This is a genomic window from Massilia sp. Root133 (assembly GCF_001426525.1).
In the GTDB taxonomy this organism is placed as follows: Bacteria; Pseudomonadota; Gammaproteobacteria; order Burkholderiales; family Burkholderiaceae_D; genus Telluria; species Telluria orientalis.
Genome location: NZ_LMEW01000002.1, coordinates 134,018 through 149,498 on the forward strand (window position 1 = coordinate 134,018; position 15,481 = coordinate 149,498).

General features: G+C 64.9%; 14 protein-coding genes. 13 read left to right on the plus strand and 1 reads right to left on the minus strand.

Going from position 1 to position 15,481, the window contains the following annotated elements:
- Positions 1-4 precede the first annotated feature (4 nt).
- A complete protein-coding gene (locus ASD28_RS03340; RefSeq protein WP_056123979.1) occupies positions 5-727 on the plus strand; it encodes an HAD family hydrolase in 723 nt (240 codons plus the stop codon).
- Positions 728-787: 60 nt separating this feature from the next.
- Positions 788-1,801 carry a heat-inducible transcriptional repressor HrcA gene (hrcA, locus tag ASD28_RS03345; protein WP_056123982.1) on the plus strand — a complete coding sequence of 338 codons (1,014 nt, stop codon included), beginning with the start codon at positions 788-790 and terminating at the stop codon, positions 1,799-1,801.
- Positions 1,802-1,817: 16 nt separating this feature from the next.
- On the opposite strand, the gene fur is transcribed toward hrcA, so the two are convergent.
- A complete protein-coding gene (gene fur, locus ASD28_RS03350; RefSeq protein WP_036234473.1) occupies positions 1,818-2,246 on the minus strand; it encodes a ferric iron uptake transcriptional regulator in 429 nt (142 codons plus the stop codon).
- 81 nt (positions 2,247-2,327) lie between these two features.
- On the opposite strand from fur, the gene ASD28_RS03355 reads away from it, so the two are divergent.
- From ASD28_RS03355 to ASD28_RS03405, 11 genes are all read left to right on the plus strand, one after another.
- Entirely contained in the window at positions 2,328-2,945 is a 618-nt protein-coding gene (locus ASD28_RS03355) for an outer membrane protein assembly factor BamE (protein WP_082577466.1), read from the plus strand.
- Entirely contained in the window at positions 2,945-3,754 is an 810-nt protein-coding gene (gene dapB / locus ASD28_RS03360; RefSeq protein ID WP_056123985.1) for a 4-hydroxy-tetrahydrodipicolinate reductase, read from the plus strand. The genes ASD28_RS03355 and dapB overlap by 1 nt, the downstream gene beginning before the upstream one ends.
- 114 nt (positions 3,755-3,868) lie before the next feature.
- Positions 3,869-4,195: a barstar family protein gene (locus ASD28_RS03365; RefSeq protein ID WP_056123988.1), complete on the plus strand. Its 327-nt coding sequence runs from the start codon at positions 3,869-3,871 to the stop codon at positions 4,193-4,195.
- Between the two features lie 60 nt (positions 4,196-4,255).
- Positions 4,256-6,901, plus strand: a complete 2,646-nt coding sequence (gene leuS / locus ASD28_RS03370; RefSeq protein ID WP_056123991.1) for a leucine--tRNA ligase — start codon at positions 4,256-4,258, stop codon at positions 6,899-6,901.
- Between the two features lie 3 nt (positions 6,902-6,904).
- Positions 6,905-7,426 carry an LPS assembly lipoprotein LptE gene (lptE, locus tag ASD28_RS03375; RefSeq protein ID WP_056123993.1) on the plus strand — a complete coding sequence of 174 codons (522 nt, stop codon included), beginning with the start codon at positions 6,905-6,907 and terminating at the stop codon, positions 7,424-7,426.
- A 15-nt stretch (positions 7,427-7,441) separates the two neighbouring features.
- The gene (gene holA / locus ASD28_RS03380; protein ID WP_056123998.1) at positions 7,442-8,458 is read left to right on the plus strand and encodes a DNA polymerase III subunit delta; all 1,017 of its coding nucleotides are present in this window, start codon (positions 7,442-7,444) and stop codon (positions 8,456-8,458) included.
- Between the two features lie 22 nt (positions 8,459-8,480).
- A complete protein-coding gene (locus ASD28_RS03385) occupies positions 8,481-9,746 on the plus strand; it encodes a glutamate-5-semialdehyde dehydrogenase (protein WP_056124001.1) in 1,266 nt (421 codons plus the stop codon).
- Positions 9,747-9,977: 231 nt separating this feature from the next.
- Entirely contained in the window at positions 9,978-10,391 is a 414-nt protein-coding gene (locus tag ASD28_RS03390; RefSeq protein ID WP_036234455.1) for a CopD family protein, read from the plus strand.
- 139 nt (positions 10,392-10,530) lie between these two features.
- Positions 10,531-11,742 carry a class I SAM-dependent RNA methyltransferase gene (locus ASD28_RS03395; RefSeq protein WP_371771313.1) on the plus strand — a complete coding sequence of 404 codons (1,212 nt, stop codon included), beginning with the start codon at positions 10,531-10,533 and terminating at the stop codon, positions 11,740-11,742.
- Positions 11,743-13,017 (plus strand): multidrug effflux MFS transporter, encoded by a 1,275-nt coding sequence (locus ASD28_RS03400; protein WP_082577467.1) that lies wholly within the window; start codon positions 11,743-11,745, stop codon positions 13,015-13,017. It begins immediately after the preceding gene.
- Positions 13,018-13,364: 347 nt separating this feature from the next.
- The gene (locus tag ASD28_RS03405; RefSeq protein WP_056124195.1) at positions 13,365-15,476 is read left to right on the plus strand and encodes an HDOD domain-containing protein; all 2,112 of its coding nucleotides are present in this window, start codon (positions 13,365-13,367) and stop codon (positions 15,474-15,476) included.
- Positions 15,477-15,481 lie beyond the last annotated feature (5 nt).

Below are 15,481 nucleotides of genomic sequence, written 5' to 3' on the forward strand. Positions count from 1 at the left end.
GACCATGAACACGCGCCGCGCCTGGCCCAAAGCCATCCTGTTCGACCTCGACGACACGCTGTGGCCCATCGCCCCCGTGATCCTGCAGGCCGAAGAGAAGCTGTTCGCGTGGCTGCGCGAGCACGCGCCGCGCGTGGCCGAGCGCTTCACCATCGACACCCTGCGCCAGGCGCGCCTGGAGCTGCTGGCGAGGAAGCCCGAATTCCAGCTCGACCTCGGCAAGCTGCGCCATGCCGGCCTCGTCGAGGCCTTCCAGCAGGCCGGCGAGGATGCCGCCAAGGTCGAGCACGCGATGGCGCAGTTCTTCGCCGCGCGCAATGCCGTGATCCCGTACGACGACGTGCTGCCGGGCCTGCTGAAACTGAAGAACCGCGTGCTGATCGGGTCGATCTCGAACGGCAACGCCGACCTGCGCACGATCGGCCTGTCGCACCATTTCAAGGTGTCGGTGGCGGCGTCGGCGTTCGGCGTCGCCAAGCCGGATGCGGCGATCTTCCTGGCCGCCTGCGAGGAACTGGGCGTGGCACCCGAGGATGCGGTCTACGTCGGCGACGACGTGCTGCTCGACGTGCGGGGCGCCCAGCGCGCCGGCCTGCGCGCCGTGTGGATGAACCGCACGGGTTCGACGAAGCACATGGAGCACGAAGTCGTGCCGGATGCGATCGTAAGCGACTTCGACGAGTTGCTGGACTGGCTCACGCGCGAACACGAACAACAGCGCGGATAAAGCACAAGCGCGCATCGAACGTGCATAATGACATAAATGAAACGAAATCCTGGCTAGACCATGCAACTCGATAACCGTGCACAAACCCTGTTGAAAGCCCTGGTCGAGCGCTACATCGCCGACGGCCAGCCGGTCGGTTCGCGCGCGCTGTCGAAGATCTCCGGCCTCGACCTTTCTCCGGCCACGATCCGCAACATCATGGCCGACCTCGAGGAAATGGGCTACGTCGCCAGTCCGCACACGTCGGCCGGCCGCATTCCCACGCCGCGCGGCTACCGCCTGTTCGTCGACACGCTGCTCACCGTGCAGCAGATCGACGAGAACGCGGTCGAAGCCGGCATGCGCCTGCCCGCGCACCAGCCGCAGAAGGTGATCGCGAACGCGGCGCAAATGCTGTCGTCGCTGTCGCAGTTCGCCGGCGTCGTGCAGAGCCCGCGGCGCGAATCGGCGTTCCAGCAGATCGAATTCCTGCGCCTGTCGGAAAAGCGCATCCTGCTCGTCATCGTCGACCCGCGCGGCGACGTGCAGAACCGCCTGCTGCTGACCGACGTGGATTATTCGCCGTCTCAGCTGATCCAGTCCGCGAATTACCTGAACCAGCATTTCGCCGGCCTGTCGTTCGACCAGGTGCGCGCGCGCCTGACGGGAGAATTGCGCCAGCTGCGCGACGACATGGGCCGCCTGATGCAGGCCGCGGTGGAGGCGGGCAGCGAAGCGCTGGCCGAGACGGACGACATGATCATCGCGGGCGAACGCAACCTGCTCTCGGTGGCCGACCTGTCGTCCAACATGAGCTCGCTACGCCAAATGTTCGAGATGTTCGAGCAGAAGACGGGCCTCATGCAGCTGCTCGACGTGTCGAGCAAGGCCGGGGGCGTGCAGATCTTCATCGGCGGCGAATCGAAGCTCGTGCCGATGGACGAGATGAGCGTCGTCACCGCGCCGTACGAAGTGAATGGCAAGATCGTCGGCACCCTCGGCGTCATCGGGCCCACGCGCATGGCCTATGAGCGCGTGATCCCGATCGTCGACATCACGGCCAAGCTGCTGTCGAATGCGCTGAGCCACTCCTGAGCGGAGCGGCAGGCGGTCAGTGCCGGTGCGGGCAATCCGTCTTCTGGCAGTGGCCGTAGATGGCCAGGGCGTGCTCGGCGATCTTGAAGCCGCGTTCGCTGGCGATCTTCTGCTGGCGGCTTTCGATCTCGTCGTCGTAGAACTCTTCCACGTGGCCGCAGTCGAGACACACGAGGTGGTCGTGGTGCGAGCCGGCGTTCAGCTCGTAGATCGCCTTGCCGGTTTCAAAGTGATTGCGGTTCAGGAGGCCGGCCTGTTCGAACTGGGTCAGCACCCGGTAGACGGTCGCCAGGCCCACGTCCATGTTTTCGTTCAGCAGGGTCTTGTAGACGTCTTCCGCCGTCAGGTGCCGCACCGCGCTGTTCTGGAAAATTTCCAGGATTTTTAGCCGAGGCAAGGTCGCTTTCAGGCCGCTGGCTTTCAGGTCGGTTGGATTGTTGCTCATGTTTTGTTACTCGGATATGGGCGGAGTGCTTTATGATATAGCGTTTTACAAGCTCCCGCCTCATCGATTTTAAGGTCAGATATGCGCACTAAAGCCGTTTTCCATCGTTCCCACGCACGGGCAGCGCTCGTGGCCGGCCTCGCCTGCATGACGCTGGCGCTGTCCGGCTGCGCGGCCTGGCGTAACCAGACCAAGCCGGCGGCGCCGGTGAGCACCGCCCCCGACGCGGTCGCCGCCGATGCCGGCAAATCGGCGGCAATCGCGAATTCGGGCGCGCAGACGACGACCGTCACCAAGCTGCAGAAATTCCTGTGGATTTTCTCGCCGTACCGGCCGGACATCCAGCAGGGCAATTTCGTGTCGCAGGAAATGCTGAACCAGCTGAAGGTCGGCCAGACCCGCGACCAGGTGAGATTCATCCTCGGCAGCCCGCTGCTGCAAGACGCCTTCCACAAGGACCGCTGGGATTACCCGTTCTACCTTGCGCGCGGTAACGGCGAGCTGACCACCAGCCGCGTCACCGTCTATTTCAAGGACGACAAGGTCGACCACTTCGACGGCGGCAACCTGCCGACGGAACGCGAATACATCAATCGCCTGATCGGCATCTCGAAATACGAAACCAAGACCGAGCAGGAATCGCTGGACGAGCTCAAGCGCAAGCGCGACGAGGCTGCGAAAGGCGGCGGAGGACAATAATGACCCAACTGAAAATCGCCGTTGCCGGCGCCAGCGGCCGCATGGGCCGCATGCTGATCGAAGCCATCGCCGCCGCGCCGGACGCCGTCCTCGCCGGCGCCCTCGACCGCGAAGGCAACCCGTTCATCAATTCGGACGCCGGCGCGTTTTCCGGCCAGCTGACCGGCGTCGTGATCCAGTCCGACCTGGCCAAGGGCCTGGCGGACGCCGACTTCCTGATCGATTTCACGCGCCCGGAAGGCACGCTGCAGCACCTGGAATACTGCGCCGCGCACGGCATCAAGATGATCATCGGCACCACCGGTTTCGATGACGCCGGCAAGGCCGCCATCCGCGCCGCCGCCGAGAAGACCGCGATCGTCTTCGCCCCGAACATGAGCATCGGCGTGAACGTCACGCTGAAGCTGCTGGAAATGGCTGCCAAGAATTTCTCCGAGGGCTATGACATCGAGATCATCGAGGCCCACCACCGCCACAAGGTCGACGCCCCGTCCGGCACCGCGCTCAAGATGGGCGAAGTGATCGCCGACGCGCTGGGCCGCGACCTGAAGGAATGTGCCGTCTACGGCCGCGAAGGCGTGACGGGCGAGCGCGACCCGTCGACGATCGGCTTCGCCACCGTGCGCGGCGGCGACATCGTGGGCGACCACACCGTCCTGTTCGCCGGCATCGGCGAGCGCATCGAGATCAGCCACAAATCGAGCAGCCGCGTCAGCTACGCCCAGGGCTCCCTGCGCGCCGCGCGGTATATTGCCGACAAGGCAACGGGGCTGTACGACATGCAGGACGTGCTGGGTCTCAAGGCCTGATCCGAACTGGACGGCCTGGCTGGCGATCTGCTGGCATACTGGCTACCAACCCGTCATCGTATAACTACCGTCATTCCCGCTTCCGCGGGAACGACGCGAATGAAGGAGATTTCCATGGCCACCGTCGAGCTCAACGGCGCCGCGATCACCGATGCGGAAAGCTTCCACGTCGAGAGCCAGCGTGCGTTCGGCTTCCCCGATTCGTACGCGCACACGATGGATTCCTGGGTCGATTGCCTGAGCTACCTGCGCGACGAGGACGGCATGAGCAGCGTCCGCCTGAAGAAGGACGAGGTGCTGCACATCGTCGTGACGCACTCGGAGGCCCTGCGCGAACGGGCGCCGGACGTGCTGGAAGAGATGGCCTTTTGCATCATCGGCATCAACGAGCGCTACGAGGACTACGGCGAGAAGGCGGCGCTTGAGCTCGAACTGCGGTAGGTCGCTTGTCATGTGACACGATATAATGTTCTGCTCACCTCCTTCAGTCCGCAGAACATCATGCAAGAAAAATATAGTCCAGCCGAAGTCGAACAGGCCGCGCAGGCCTACTGGAAGTCGATCGACGCGTATAAAGCCGTCGAGAACGACCCGCGTTTCCCGAAAGGCAAGTATTACGCCTGCTCGATGCTGCCCTATCCGTCGGGCAAGCTGCACATGGGTCACGTGCGCAACTATACGATCAATGACGTGATGTACCGCTACCTGCGGATGAACGGCTACAACGTGCTGATGCCGATGGGCTGGGACGCCTTCGGCATGCCCGCCGAGAACGCGGCGATGGCGAACAACGTGCCGCCGGCCCAGTGGACCTATTCGAACATCGCCCACATGCGCGGCCAGATGGAGTCGATGGGTCTCGCGATCGACTGGTCGCGTGAAATGACCGCGTGCAAGCCGGACTACTACAAGTGGAACCAGTGGATGTTCCTCAAGATGCTCGAGAAGGGCATCATCTACCAGAAGACCGGCACCGTGAACTGGGATCCGGTCGACCAGACCGTGCTCGCGAACGAGCAGGTCATCGACGGCAAGGGCTGGCGCTCGGGCGCGGTCGTGGAAAAGCGCGAGATCCCGATGTACTACGTGCGCATCACGGACTACGCCGACGAACTGCTGGACCACGTCGAGAACAAGCTGCCGGGCTGGCCGGAACGCGTGCGCATCATGCAGGCCAACTGGATCGGCAAGTCGACGGGCGTGCGCTTCGCGTTCCCGCACGTGATCATGGACGAGCAGGGTGAGCTCATCAACGAGGGCAAGCTGTACGTCTTCACGACGCGTGCCGACACGATCATGGGCGTGACCTTCTGCGCCGTCGCGCCGGAACACGCACTGGCCCAGCACGCGGCCAAGGACAATCCGGAACTGCAGGCATTCATCGCCGAGTGCAAGCAGGGTTCCGTCATCGAAGCCGACATGGCGACGATGGAAAAGAAGGGCATGCCCACGGGCCTGTTCGTCACGCACCCGATCTCCGGCGAGCAGGTGCCGGTCTGGGTCGGCAACTACGTGCTGATCACGTACGGCGACGGCGCCGTGATGGGCGTGCCGGCCCACGACGAGCGCGACTTCGGCTTCGCGAAAAAATACGACCTGCCGATCAAGCAGGTGGTGGCGGTCGAAGGCGAGACGTTCTCGCTGGACGGCTGGCAGGAGTGGTACGGCGATAAAGAAAAGGGCGTCGTCATCAATTCGGGCAAGTACGACGGCCTCGATTACACGTCGGCCGTCAACGCCGTCGCGGGCGATCTCGCGAACCTGGAGCTGGGCGACAAGAAGGTCACGTTCCGCCTGCGCGACTGGGGCATCTCGCGCCAGCGCTACTGGGGCACGCCGATCCCGATGATCCACTGCGAGAAGTGCGGCACGGTGCCGGTCCCCGAGAAGGACCTGCCGGTCGTGCTGCCGGAAGACTGCGTCCCGGACGGTTCCGGCAACCCGCTGAAGAAACACGAGGCGTTCCTCAAGGTCGACTGCCCGTGCTGCGGCGCGCCGGCACGCCGCGAGACGGACACGATGGACACGTTCATCGACTCGTCGTGGTACTACATGCGCTATACGTCGCCGGGTTCGAACGACGCGATGGTCGACCCGGCCCGCAACGATTACTGGATGCCGATGGACCAGTACATCGGCGGCATCGAACACGCCGTGCTGCACCTGCTGTACGCGCGCTTCTGGACGAAGGTCATGCGCGACTTCGGCCTCGTGAAATTCGACGAGCCGTTCGTCAACCTGCTCACCCAGGGCATGGTGCTGAACGAGACCTATTATCGCGAAGACGCGTCGGGCAAGAAGACGTGGTACAACCCGGCCGACGTCAGCCTCACGTTCGACGACCGCGGCCGTCCGCAATCGGCGGTGCTGAAGGACGACGGCCAGCCGGTCGTCATCGGCGGTACCGAGAAGATGTCGAAGTCGAAGAACAACGGCATCGACCCGCAGGCGCAGATCGAGCAGTACGGCGCCGACACGGCCCGCCTGTTCACGATGTTCGCCGCGCCGCCGGAGCAGACGCTCGAGTGGTCGGAGTCGGGCGTTGAAGGCGCGAGCCGCTTCCTGCGCCGCGTCTGGGCGTTCGGTCATGCGAAGCAGCAGAGCGTGGCCGCCGCACTGGCCGCCCAGCAGCAAGGCACGCTCGATGAAGACCAGAAGACGTTGCGCCGCGAAGTGCACAAGGTGCTGCAGCAGGCCGACTACGACTTCAAGCGCATCCAGTACAACACGGTCGTCTCGGCCTGCATGAAGATGCTCAATACGCTGGAGTCGGCCAAGCTGGCCGAGGGTGCTGCGAGCGACGCCGTGATCACGGAAGGCCTGTCGATCTTCCTGCGCATGCTGAACCCGGTCGCGCCGCACATCACGCACGCGCTGTGGCAGGAACTCGGCTACGCCGGCAAGTACGGCGACATCCTGAACGTGGCCTGGCCGGAAGTGGATCCGGCCGCGCTGGAGCAGGCCGAGATCGAGCTGATGATCCAGGTGAACGGCAAGCTGCGCGGATCGGTGAAGGTGCCGAAGGAGGCCGACAAGGCCGCCATCGAAGCCGCCGCGCTGGCGTCGGAAGCCGCGCAGAAGTTCGTCGAAGGCACGCCGAAGAAGGTCATCGTCGTCCCCGGCAAACTGATCAACATCGTGGTGTAAGCCATGCGCGCCCTGACCCGGAAGTTGGCGGTGCGCGCGGCCGCGGCCCTGCTGGTGGCATCCGCCATCGCAGGCTGCGGCTTCCAGCTGCGCGGTTCGAACGGCAGCTACACGATGCCGTTCCACAGCATCTATCTCGGCTTCCCGGACACGTCCGCGCTGGGCACGGAGCTCAAGCGCAACCTGCGCGCGACGGACCAGGTGGTCATCGCGGACAAGGCGGCGGATGCCGAGGCGCAGTTCGTGCTGCTGGGCGAGTCGCGCAACAAGTCCATCCTGTCGCTGAACAGCCTGGGCCGCGTGCGCGAATACCTGCTGACGTACACGATGTCGTTCACCGTGCGCGACGCGAAGGGCGCGGAACTGGTGCCGCCCACGCAGATCTCGCTGCGCCGGAACATGGCGTTCGACGAGACCCAGGTGCTGGCCAAGGAATCGGAAGAAGCGCTGCTGTACCGCGACATGCAGGCGGACCTCGTGCAGCAGATCATCCGCCGCCTCGCGTCGATCAAACCAGCGACTTGATTAAAAAGGACCACCATGCAGTTGCGGCCTGAGGCGCTCGACGGGCACCTCGCCAAGGGGCTCGCGCCCCTGTACGTGATCACCAGCGACGAGCACCTGCTCGCGCTGGAAGCGGCGGACAAGATCCGCCGTGCCGCGCGCGCGCAAGGGTATTCCGAGCGCGACGTGCTCACGGTCGAGCGCAACTTCAAATGGGGCGAGCTGCTGGCCGCCAACCAGGCCATGTCGCTGTTCGGCGACAAGAAGCTGATCGAGCTGCGCATCCCCGGCGGCAAGCCCGGCAAGGACGGCAGCGCGGCCCTGCAGAACTATGCGAAAGACCTGAATCCCGACAACCTCACCCTGGTCACCCTGCCGAAGCTGGACTGGCAGACGGCCAAGGCGTCGTGGGTGGCGGCGCTGCAGCAGGCGGCGGTCTACGTCGAGATCCCGAACGTGGAACGCGCGCAGCTGCCGGGCTGGATCGGCACACGTCTGGCCGCGCAGAACCAGAGCGCGGACCGCCAGAGCCTGGACTTCATCGCCGACCGCGTCGAGGGCAATTTGCTGGCGGCGCACCAGGAAATCCAGAAGCTCGGCCTGCTGTACGAACCGGGCAGGCTGACGTACGAGCAGGTGCATGACGCCGTCCTGAACGTGGCGCGCTACGACGTCTTCAAACTGTCGGAAGCGATGCTGGCCGGCGACCCGGCGCGCCTCGTGCGCATGCTGGAAGGCCTGAAAGGCGAGGGCGAGGCGCTGCCGCTGGTGTTGTGGGCCGTCTCCGAAGAAATCCGTACGCTGCTAAAATTAAAGGCAGGGATGGCGCAGGGACGCCCGCTGGGCGCCCTGCTGAAGGAATACCGCATCTGGGGCCCGCGCGAGCGCATGATGGAACCGGCGCTGCGCCGGATCTCCCTGCCGACGCTGGAAGCGGCGCTGCAGCAGGCGGCGCAGGTCGACAGGATGGTCAAGGGCCTGCGCGCGAAGCAGTTCGCGGGCGATGCGTGGGATGCGATGCTGCAGCTGGCGTTGAAAGTCGCGTCGACATAACGAAATCACAGGAAGAAGCACGATGGATATCACCGAGACCATGCACACAATGGGCCGCCAGGCACGCGCGGCGTCGCGCGGCATGGCGCGCGCGGACAGCGCCACCCGCAACCAGGCCTTGCTGCTGATCGCCGCCGCCATCGAGCGCGACGCCGACCAGCTGCGTGCCGCCAACGCGCGCGACATGGAAGCGGCGGCCGCCGCCGGCCTGGAACCGGCGCTGCTGGACCGCCTCGCGCTGTCCGACAAGGCGATCGCCACGATGGTCGACGGCCTGCGCCAGATCGTCGCGCTGCCCGACCCGATCGGCGAGATCACCGACCTGAAATTCCGCCCGACAGGCATCCAGGTGGGCCGCATGCGCGTGCCGCTGGGCTCAATCGGCATCATCTACGAAGCGCGTCCGAACGTGACGGTCGACGCGGCCGGCCTGTGCATCAAGAGCGGCAACGCCGCCATCCTGCGCGGCGGCTCGGAAGCCATCCACTGCAACCGCGCGCTCGCGGCCCTCGTCGCCGAAGGCCTGCGCGGCGCCGGCCTGCCGGAACACGGCGTGCAGGTCGTCGAGACGACGGACCGCGCCGCCGTCGGTGCCCTCATCACGATGCCGGAATTCGTGGACGTGATCGTCCCGCGCGGCGGCAAGGGCCTCATCGCGCGGCTGATGAAGGAATCCACCGTCCCGATGATCAAGCACCTGGACGGCATCTGCCACGTCTACATCGACGCCAAGGCGGACATCGCCAAGGCGCTGCCGATCGCGATGAACGCGAAGACGCACCGCTACGGCACGTGCAACACGATGGAGACGCTGCTCGTCGCCCGCGCGATCGCCCCGGCCGTGCTGCCGCAACTGGCCGAGCTGTACGCCACCAAGGAAGTGGAGTTGCGCGCGGATCCGGAAGCGCTGGCGATCCTGCAGGGCTATCCGCATCTGACGCCCGCGACGGAAGAGGACTGGAGCACGGAATACCTGGCGCCGATCCTTGCGGTGAAGATCGTGGACGGCATCGACGCGGCCATCGAGCATATCAACACGTATTCCTCGAAGCACACGGACGCCATCGTCACCGAGGATTACACGGACGCGATGCGCTTCCTGCGCGAAGTCGATTCGGCCTCCGTGATGATCAACGCGTCGACGCGCTTTGCGGACGGCTTCGAATACGGCCTGGGCGCGGAGATCGGCATCTCGAACGACAAACTGCATGCGCGCGGCCCCGTTGGGCTGGAAGGCCTCACGTCGCTGAAATACGTGGTATTCGGCCACGGCGAAGTGCGCAAATAAATTCGGGGTCAGAGCACATTTTTCGGAAAATTCGGGGTCAGAGCACATTTGAGGACAATTGTTCCTACGTGCCTCTAATAGCTGCAGACTGCATCCGCGAGGCGGGAAGAGGGACTTCGTAGATCTCTTGGCGCCCGTTGATTCTTAAGAGCCATTGCGCAAAAAAGTGCTCTGACCCCGCGCAAAAAAGTGCTCTGACCCCGAATTGGAGCTCTTGAATAAAGGAATTGCATGTACCTCTGGATCAAAGCGCTGCACATCGTCTTCGTCGCCTCGTGGTTCGCCGGCCTGTTCTACCTGCCGCGCATCTACGTGAACCTGGCCCAGGAAAGCAATCCGGCCGTCGTCGAGCGCCTGCTCGGCATGGGGCGCCGCCTGTACCGGTTCACGACGATCCTGATGGTGCCGGCGCTGTTGCTGGGCCTGTGGTTGTGGCTGGGATTCGGCATCAAGGGCGGCTGGCTGCATGCAAAACTGGCGCTCGTGATCCTCGTGATCGGCTACCATCATGCGTGTGGTTCGCTGCTGAAAAAATTCGAACGCGGCGTCAATACGCGCAGCCATAAGTGGTTCCGCGTGTTCAACGAAGTGCCGGTTTTACTGTTGCTGGCAATCGTGATCCTGGTCGTCGTCAAACCGTTCTGACCTGAAGATTCAACCAGATTGATTGGCGGCCGGGCCTACATCCCCGGCCGCTTCGTTTTAGTCAGTCGGGGTCAGAGCCCACCCGTGAAAACCGGGCTCTGACCCCGAATGTTTTTCAACTACGGATAAAGGGTACCCCATGACTTCCTATTTTTGCCCCTGCCCGCGCGGCATGGAACAGGCGCTCGCCGACGAGCTGGCCGAGATCGCACAGACCACCGGCAGCACGTCGCTGAAGGTGCACAACCAGGTGCCGGGCGGCGTCCACTGCTCGGGCACGGACACGGACGCGTACCGCATCAACCTGCATTCGCGCATCGCGTCGCGCGTGCTGCTGCGCATCGCCAACCGCACGTACGCCAACGAGAACGACATCTACGACCTCGTGCTGGAACAGCCGTGGGAAGACTGGTTCAGCGTCGACCACACGATCCGCGTCGACATCACCGCGATCAAGTCGCCGCTGACGAGCCTCGAGTTCACGACCTTGAAGATCAAGGACGCCGTCTGCGACCGTTTCCGCGACCAGTTCGGCCGCCGCCCGTCCGTCGACACGCGCACGCCGGACATGCGCATCATGGGCTTTCTCGACCAGCGCAACTTCACGATCTACCTCGACACGTCCGGCGAAGCGCTGTTCAAGCGCGGCTGGCGCGAGGAGACGGGCGACGCGCCGCTGCGCGAAAACCTGGCCGCCGGCCTGCTGCGCGTGGCCGGATGGAAGCCGGGCATGACGCTGTTCGATCCGATGTGCGGCTCGGGCACGATCCTGATCGAGGCCGCGCAGATGGTGCAGGGCATCCCGCCCGGCGCGCGCCGCCGCTTCGCGTTCGAGAAATTCAGGAACTTCAATGCCAAGGCCTGGCAGGAGATGAAGACGGCGATCAAGCCGAATCCGCTGCCGGCCGAACCGACGATCTTCGGCTCCGACATCTCCGGCGACATGGTCGCGATGACGCGCCATAACCTGCGCTCGGCCGGCATCCTGTTCGAGGTGCCGCTGAAGCAGATCGAGGCGCAGCAGGTGCAGCCGCCCACCAGCCAGCCTGGCCTGCTGGTGACGAATCCCCCGTACGGCGAGCGGATCGGCGTGCGCGGCGACTCGACCATCCCGCAGGACGAGATGGCCGTCGGATTCTACCAGCAGCTCTCCGCCACCCTGAAGCAGCGCTTCGCCGGCTGGACGGTGTACCTGTTCACGGCCGACCTGGGCCTGCCGAAGATGCTGCGCCTGAAGGAATCGCGCAAGACCCCGTTCTTCAACGGCGCCCTCGAATGCCGGTTGTTCCGCTTCGACATGGTCGCCGGCTTCAACCGCCGCGACGCAGCCAAACCCAAAGACGACCAATAAATGCTACCCGAACCCGAACCGGACAATCTACCGAAAGACCCCGTCACCCCCATCCCGCTGCCGGCGCCGCACAAGATCGCGATGCTGTCCGCGGGCGGCCTCGCCACCCTGCTGGCAGCGCTGTCGATGCTCGGCCCGTTCTCCGTCGACGCCTACCTGCCCGCGTTCCCCGCGATCCAGGCATCGCTGCACGCGACCGGGCTGGAAGTGCAGCAGACGCTGACGGCGTACATGCTGGCCTTCGCCGCGATGTCGCTGTGGCATGGCGCGCTGTCGGACGCGTTCGGGCGGCGCAACGTGGTCCTCGTCGGATTGATCGTGTTCGCGGTCGGGACGCTCGGCTGCGCGTCCGCGCATTCCGTGCACTACCTGTGGATCTTCCGGATCATGCAGGGCGTATCGGCCGGTGCCGGCGTCGTCGTGGGCCGGGCGATCATCCGCGACCTGTATTCGGACGCGCCGGCCGCGCGGCTGCTGTCGATGGTGACGATGATCTTCTCGATCGCGCCGGCCATCGCGCCCGTGCTGGGCGGCTGGGTCGTGTCCGCGTTCGACTGGCGGTCGATCTTCCTCGGCCTGCTCGCGTTTTCCGTCGTGCTGTGGTGGGTGTGCTGGCAGCACCTGCCCGAGACGATGCCGGTGGACCGCCGCCAGCCCTTCAACCCGCGCTTCCTCGCGCGCAGCTACTGGGACATCTTCAGCTCCGTGCTGTTCCAGATGAAGTCCGGGATCGTCGCGTTCAACTTCGGCGGCATGTTCCTGTTCATCGCGGGCGCGCCGGTGCTGCTGCCCGTGCACCTGCACCTCGGGCCGTCGGATTTCGCGTGGCTGTTCGTGCCGGCCGTGAGCGGCATCTTCCTGGGCGCGCTGGTCGCCAACCGGCTCGCGGGCAAGATGACGTTCTCGCGCCAGATCACCATCGGCTATGCGTTGATGCTGGCGGCCGTCACCGGCTCCGTCGCCTACCACGCCGTGCTGCCGCCGGCGCTGCCGTGGACCGTGCTGCCGATGTTCTTCTATAACTTCGGCAGCTCGATCATCAACCCCAGCGCCACCTTGCTCGCGCTCGACCTGTTCCCGCACATCCGCGGCACGGTGGCGTCGTGCCAGTCGTTCGTGACCACGTTGATGGGCGCGCTGGTGGCCGGCATCATCGCGCCGGCGCTGACCCATTCCGTGCTGGCGATGGCGCTCGGCCAGGCCGCGTTCGCGCTGGCGTCGCTGGCATGCTGGATGACGTCGCGCCAATACCGCCGGTACAAGGCTCTCGCTTAAAAAGTAGTTACGGTAATGATAGTGATCGTAAATAAATGCTAAATTTCGGGAACTTCTCTGTGCATTGTCAATACATTTCAGTTGAAATTTGATTCTAAAACGCGTCAATTTTCTTGGAAAGTATTGTTCCTGGTCAGAAATGTATATATGCTAAGATAAGTTTTTCATGCTTGGAATAATGATGTAAGCATTGCTCTATTCCAGGGACCGCAAGAACGAACACTGTGGCAGCCCCCGCAGGGGAGAGCGGCCATCACCCAAAAACCAAGTTGGCGGCCGTGCTTGAATCCATACATCAACCTGACCAGGACATCCGCAATCGCCTGCTGATCGCGCGCTTGCCGGCCATGCCCCAGATCCTCATCAAGCTGCTTGCACACCTGCAGGCGGACGATCTGGGCATGCCCGAACTGGCCGCGCTGGTTGCGAAGGATGCCGGCATGACGGGCAAGATCCTCACCGTCGCCAACAGCTCCGCGTACCACCGCAACAGCCGCCAGCCGAACCTCGAGCAGGCGATGGTGGCGCTGGGCACGGACATGATCAAGACGCTGGTCATCAGCGACTCCGTCTTCCAGACCTTCAACAGCTTCCCGAATTCCAGCGCCACCGACCTGCGCGCGTTCTGGAAGAACTCGTTGACGGCCGCCGTGCTGGCGCGCGAGACCGCGCGCCGCATGAACTACGCGCAGCCGGAAGAAGCGTATCTCGCCGGCCTGCTGCACAACGTCGGCCGCCTGGCGCTGCTCGCGACGGCACCGAAGGAATACGCCTTCAACTTCACGGCGCGCGACGACGAAGACCTGTGCGCCGTCGAACAGCGCACCCTGCAGATCACGCATGCGGAAGCGGGCGCCTGGCTGATCGAACGCTGGCAGCTCGATTCCTTCCTCGCCGATTCCGTGCTGTACCACCATGAGCCGAGCGAGCGCCTGGAAGCAGCGCATCCCTTGATCCGCATCGTGCGCGTGGCCCACGTGCTGGCCTGCCACGCGCACGACGATGCCCTCGTGGACGAGGCGCGCGCGCTGTGCGGCCTCGGGCCGGAAGCGCCGGACGAATTGCTGGGCCTCGCCGCGCGCCAGGTCGAAAAGGCCGCGATCCACCTCGGCATCGATCTCGCCGGCGCCGACGACCTGCCCGTGCCGGCCGCGTTCGCGCCGCCGCCGCCCGTCGATCCCGTGCAGCAGCGCCTGTCCGAGGAAGTGCGCAACCTCGTGCTCGTGTCCGAAGTGGGCCAGACGTTCGCGCGCCAGCAAGGTGAATCGGGCCTGCTGGAAGCGATGACGCGCTCGGCGCGCATCCTGTTCGATTTCGAGAACGCCGTCGTGCTGCTGGAGAACCCGACCGGCCAGGCCCTCATCGGCGCGCCGACCGCGAACCAGCAGCGCATCGCGGAATTCACGGTACCGCTGGCGAAGGGCGGCGCCGTCGCGCAGGCCGCGCTGGACCGCCGCCTCGGCTTCATCCGCCGCGACGGCCGTCCGCTCGGCCTCGCGGAAGAACAGCTGCTGCGCATGCTCGGCACGGAATCGCTCGTGTGCCTGCCGCTCGTCGCGGGCGCGCGCTGCCTCGGCGTGATGATCGGCGGCGTCGCGACGTGGCAGCTGCCGACGTGCCAGAAGCGCGAACGCTTCCTGCAGGCGTTCGGCGCGCAGGCCGCGGGCGCGCTGGAGACGGCGATGTCGGAACGCGGCCACGCGCGCCGCCAGCTCGCCCACGTGGCCGAGGAATACCGCGAAGCGTCGCGGCGCGTCGTGCACGAAGTGAACAACCCGCTGGCTATCATCAAGAACTACCTGTCGGTCCTGGACAGCAAGCTGGAACGCCAGGAACCCGTCAGCGCCGAGCTGTCGATCCTGAACGAGGAGATCGACCGCGTGGGCCAGCTGGTGGGCAGCCTGACGGAGATCCAGCCCGGCGTCGCGACGTCGAAGGTGGACAGCGCACCGGCGGCCGACGTGGCCCGCGTCGTGGACGACGTGCTGCGCCTGTTCCGCACGACGAATTTCATTCCGGCGAACGTGGAGATCGTCGTGAGCATGTCGGACGCCGAGAGCCGCATCGAAGGCGATCCGGACATCCTCAAGCAGATCCTCGTGAACCTCGTCAAGAACGCGATCGAGGCGCTGTCCGGCAGCGGCGGCCGCATCGAGATCGCCAACCGCGGCCACGTGAACCGCGAGCGCAGGCTGTACCTGGAACTGGTCGTCTCCGACACCGGCCCGGGCCTGTCGCGCGAGGTGCTGGCCAATCTGTTCTCGGCCGTGAAGAGCACCAAGGAGGGACCGCACCACGGTCTCGGCCTGTCGATCGTGCACAGCCTGGTCAAGAAGCTGAACGGGCATATCGCCTGCCGCAGCGGAACGACCGGCACCAGTTTTGAAATCCTGCTGCCGGCGCATGCCGGCGCCGGCGCCCCGGCCACATTGCCGGTGCGCGCGCTTGGATCCGTATAAGGTAA

Bases quoted from the DNA above. Each gene is read 5' to 3' on its own strand.
- ASD28_RS03395 (WP_371771313.1), top strand. From the start codon at position 10,531: ATGACTTCCTATTTTTGCCCCTGCCCGCGCGGCATGGAACAGGCGCTC.
- leuS (WP_056123991.1), top strand. From the start codon at position 4,256: ATGCAAGAAAAATATAGTCCAGCCGAAGTCGAACAGGCCGCGCAGGCC.
- dapB (WP_056123985.1), top strand. From the start codon at position 2,945: ATGACCCAACTGAAAATCGCCGTTGCCGGCGCCAGCGGCCGCATGGGC.
- holA (WP_056123998.1), top strand. From the start codon at position 7,442: ATGCAGTTGCGGCCTGAGGCGCTCGACGGGCACCTCGCCAAGGGGCTC.
- ASD28_RS03340 (WP_056123979.1), top strand. From the start codon at position 5: ATGAACACGCGCCGCGCCTGGCCCAAAGCCATCCTGTTCGACCTCGAC.
- ASD28_RS03400 (WP_082577467.1), top strand. From the start codon at position 11,743: ATGCTACCCGAACCCGAACCGGACAATCTACCGAAAGACCCCGTCACC.
- ASD28_RS03390 (WP_036234455.1), top strand. From the start codon at position 9,978: ATGTACCTCTGGATCAAAGCGCTGCACATCGTCTTCGTCGCCTCGTGG.
- ASD28_RS03385 (WP_056124001.1), top strand. From the start codon at position 8,481: ATGGATATCACCGAGACCATGCACACAATGGGCCGCCAGGCACGCGCG.
- ASD28_RS03365 (WP_056123988.1), top strand. From the start codon at position 3,869: ATGGCCACCGTCGAGCTCAACGGCGCCGCGATCACCGATGCGGAAAGC.
- ASD28_RS03405 (WP_056124195.1), top strand. From the start codon at position 13,365: ATGCCCCAGATCCTCATCAAGCTGCTTGCACACCTGCAGGCGGACGAT.
- fur (WP_036234473.1), bottom strand. From the start codon at position 2,246: ATGAGCAACAATCCAACCGACCTGAAAGCCAGCGGCCTGAAAGCGACC.
- lptE (WP_056123993.1), top strand. From the start codon at position 6,905: ATGCGCGCCCTGACCCGGAAGTTGGCGGTGCGCGCGGCCGCGGCCCTG.
- hrcA (WP_056123982.1), top strand. From the start codon at position 788: ATGCAACTCGATAACCGTGCACAAACCCTGTTGAAAGCCCTGGTCGAG.
- ASD28_RS03355 (WP_082577466.1), top strand. From the start codon at position 2,328: ATGCGCACTAAAGCCGTTTTCCATCGTTCCCACGCACGGGCAGCGCTC.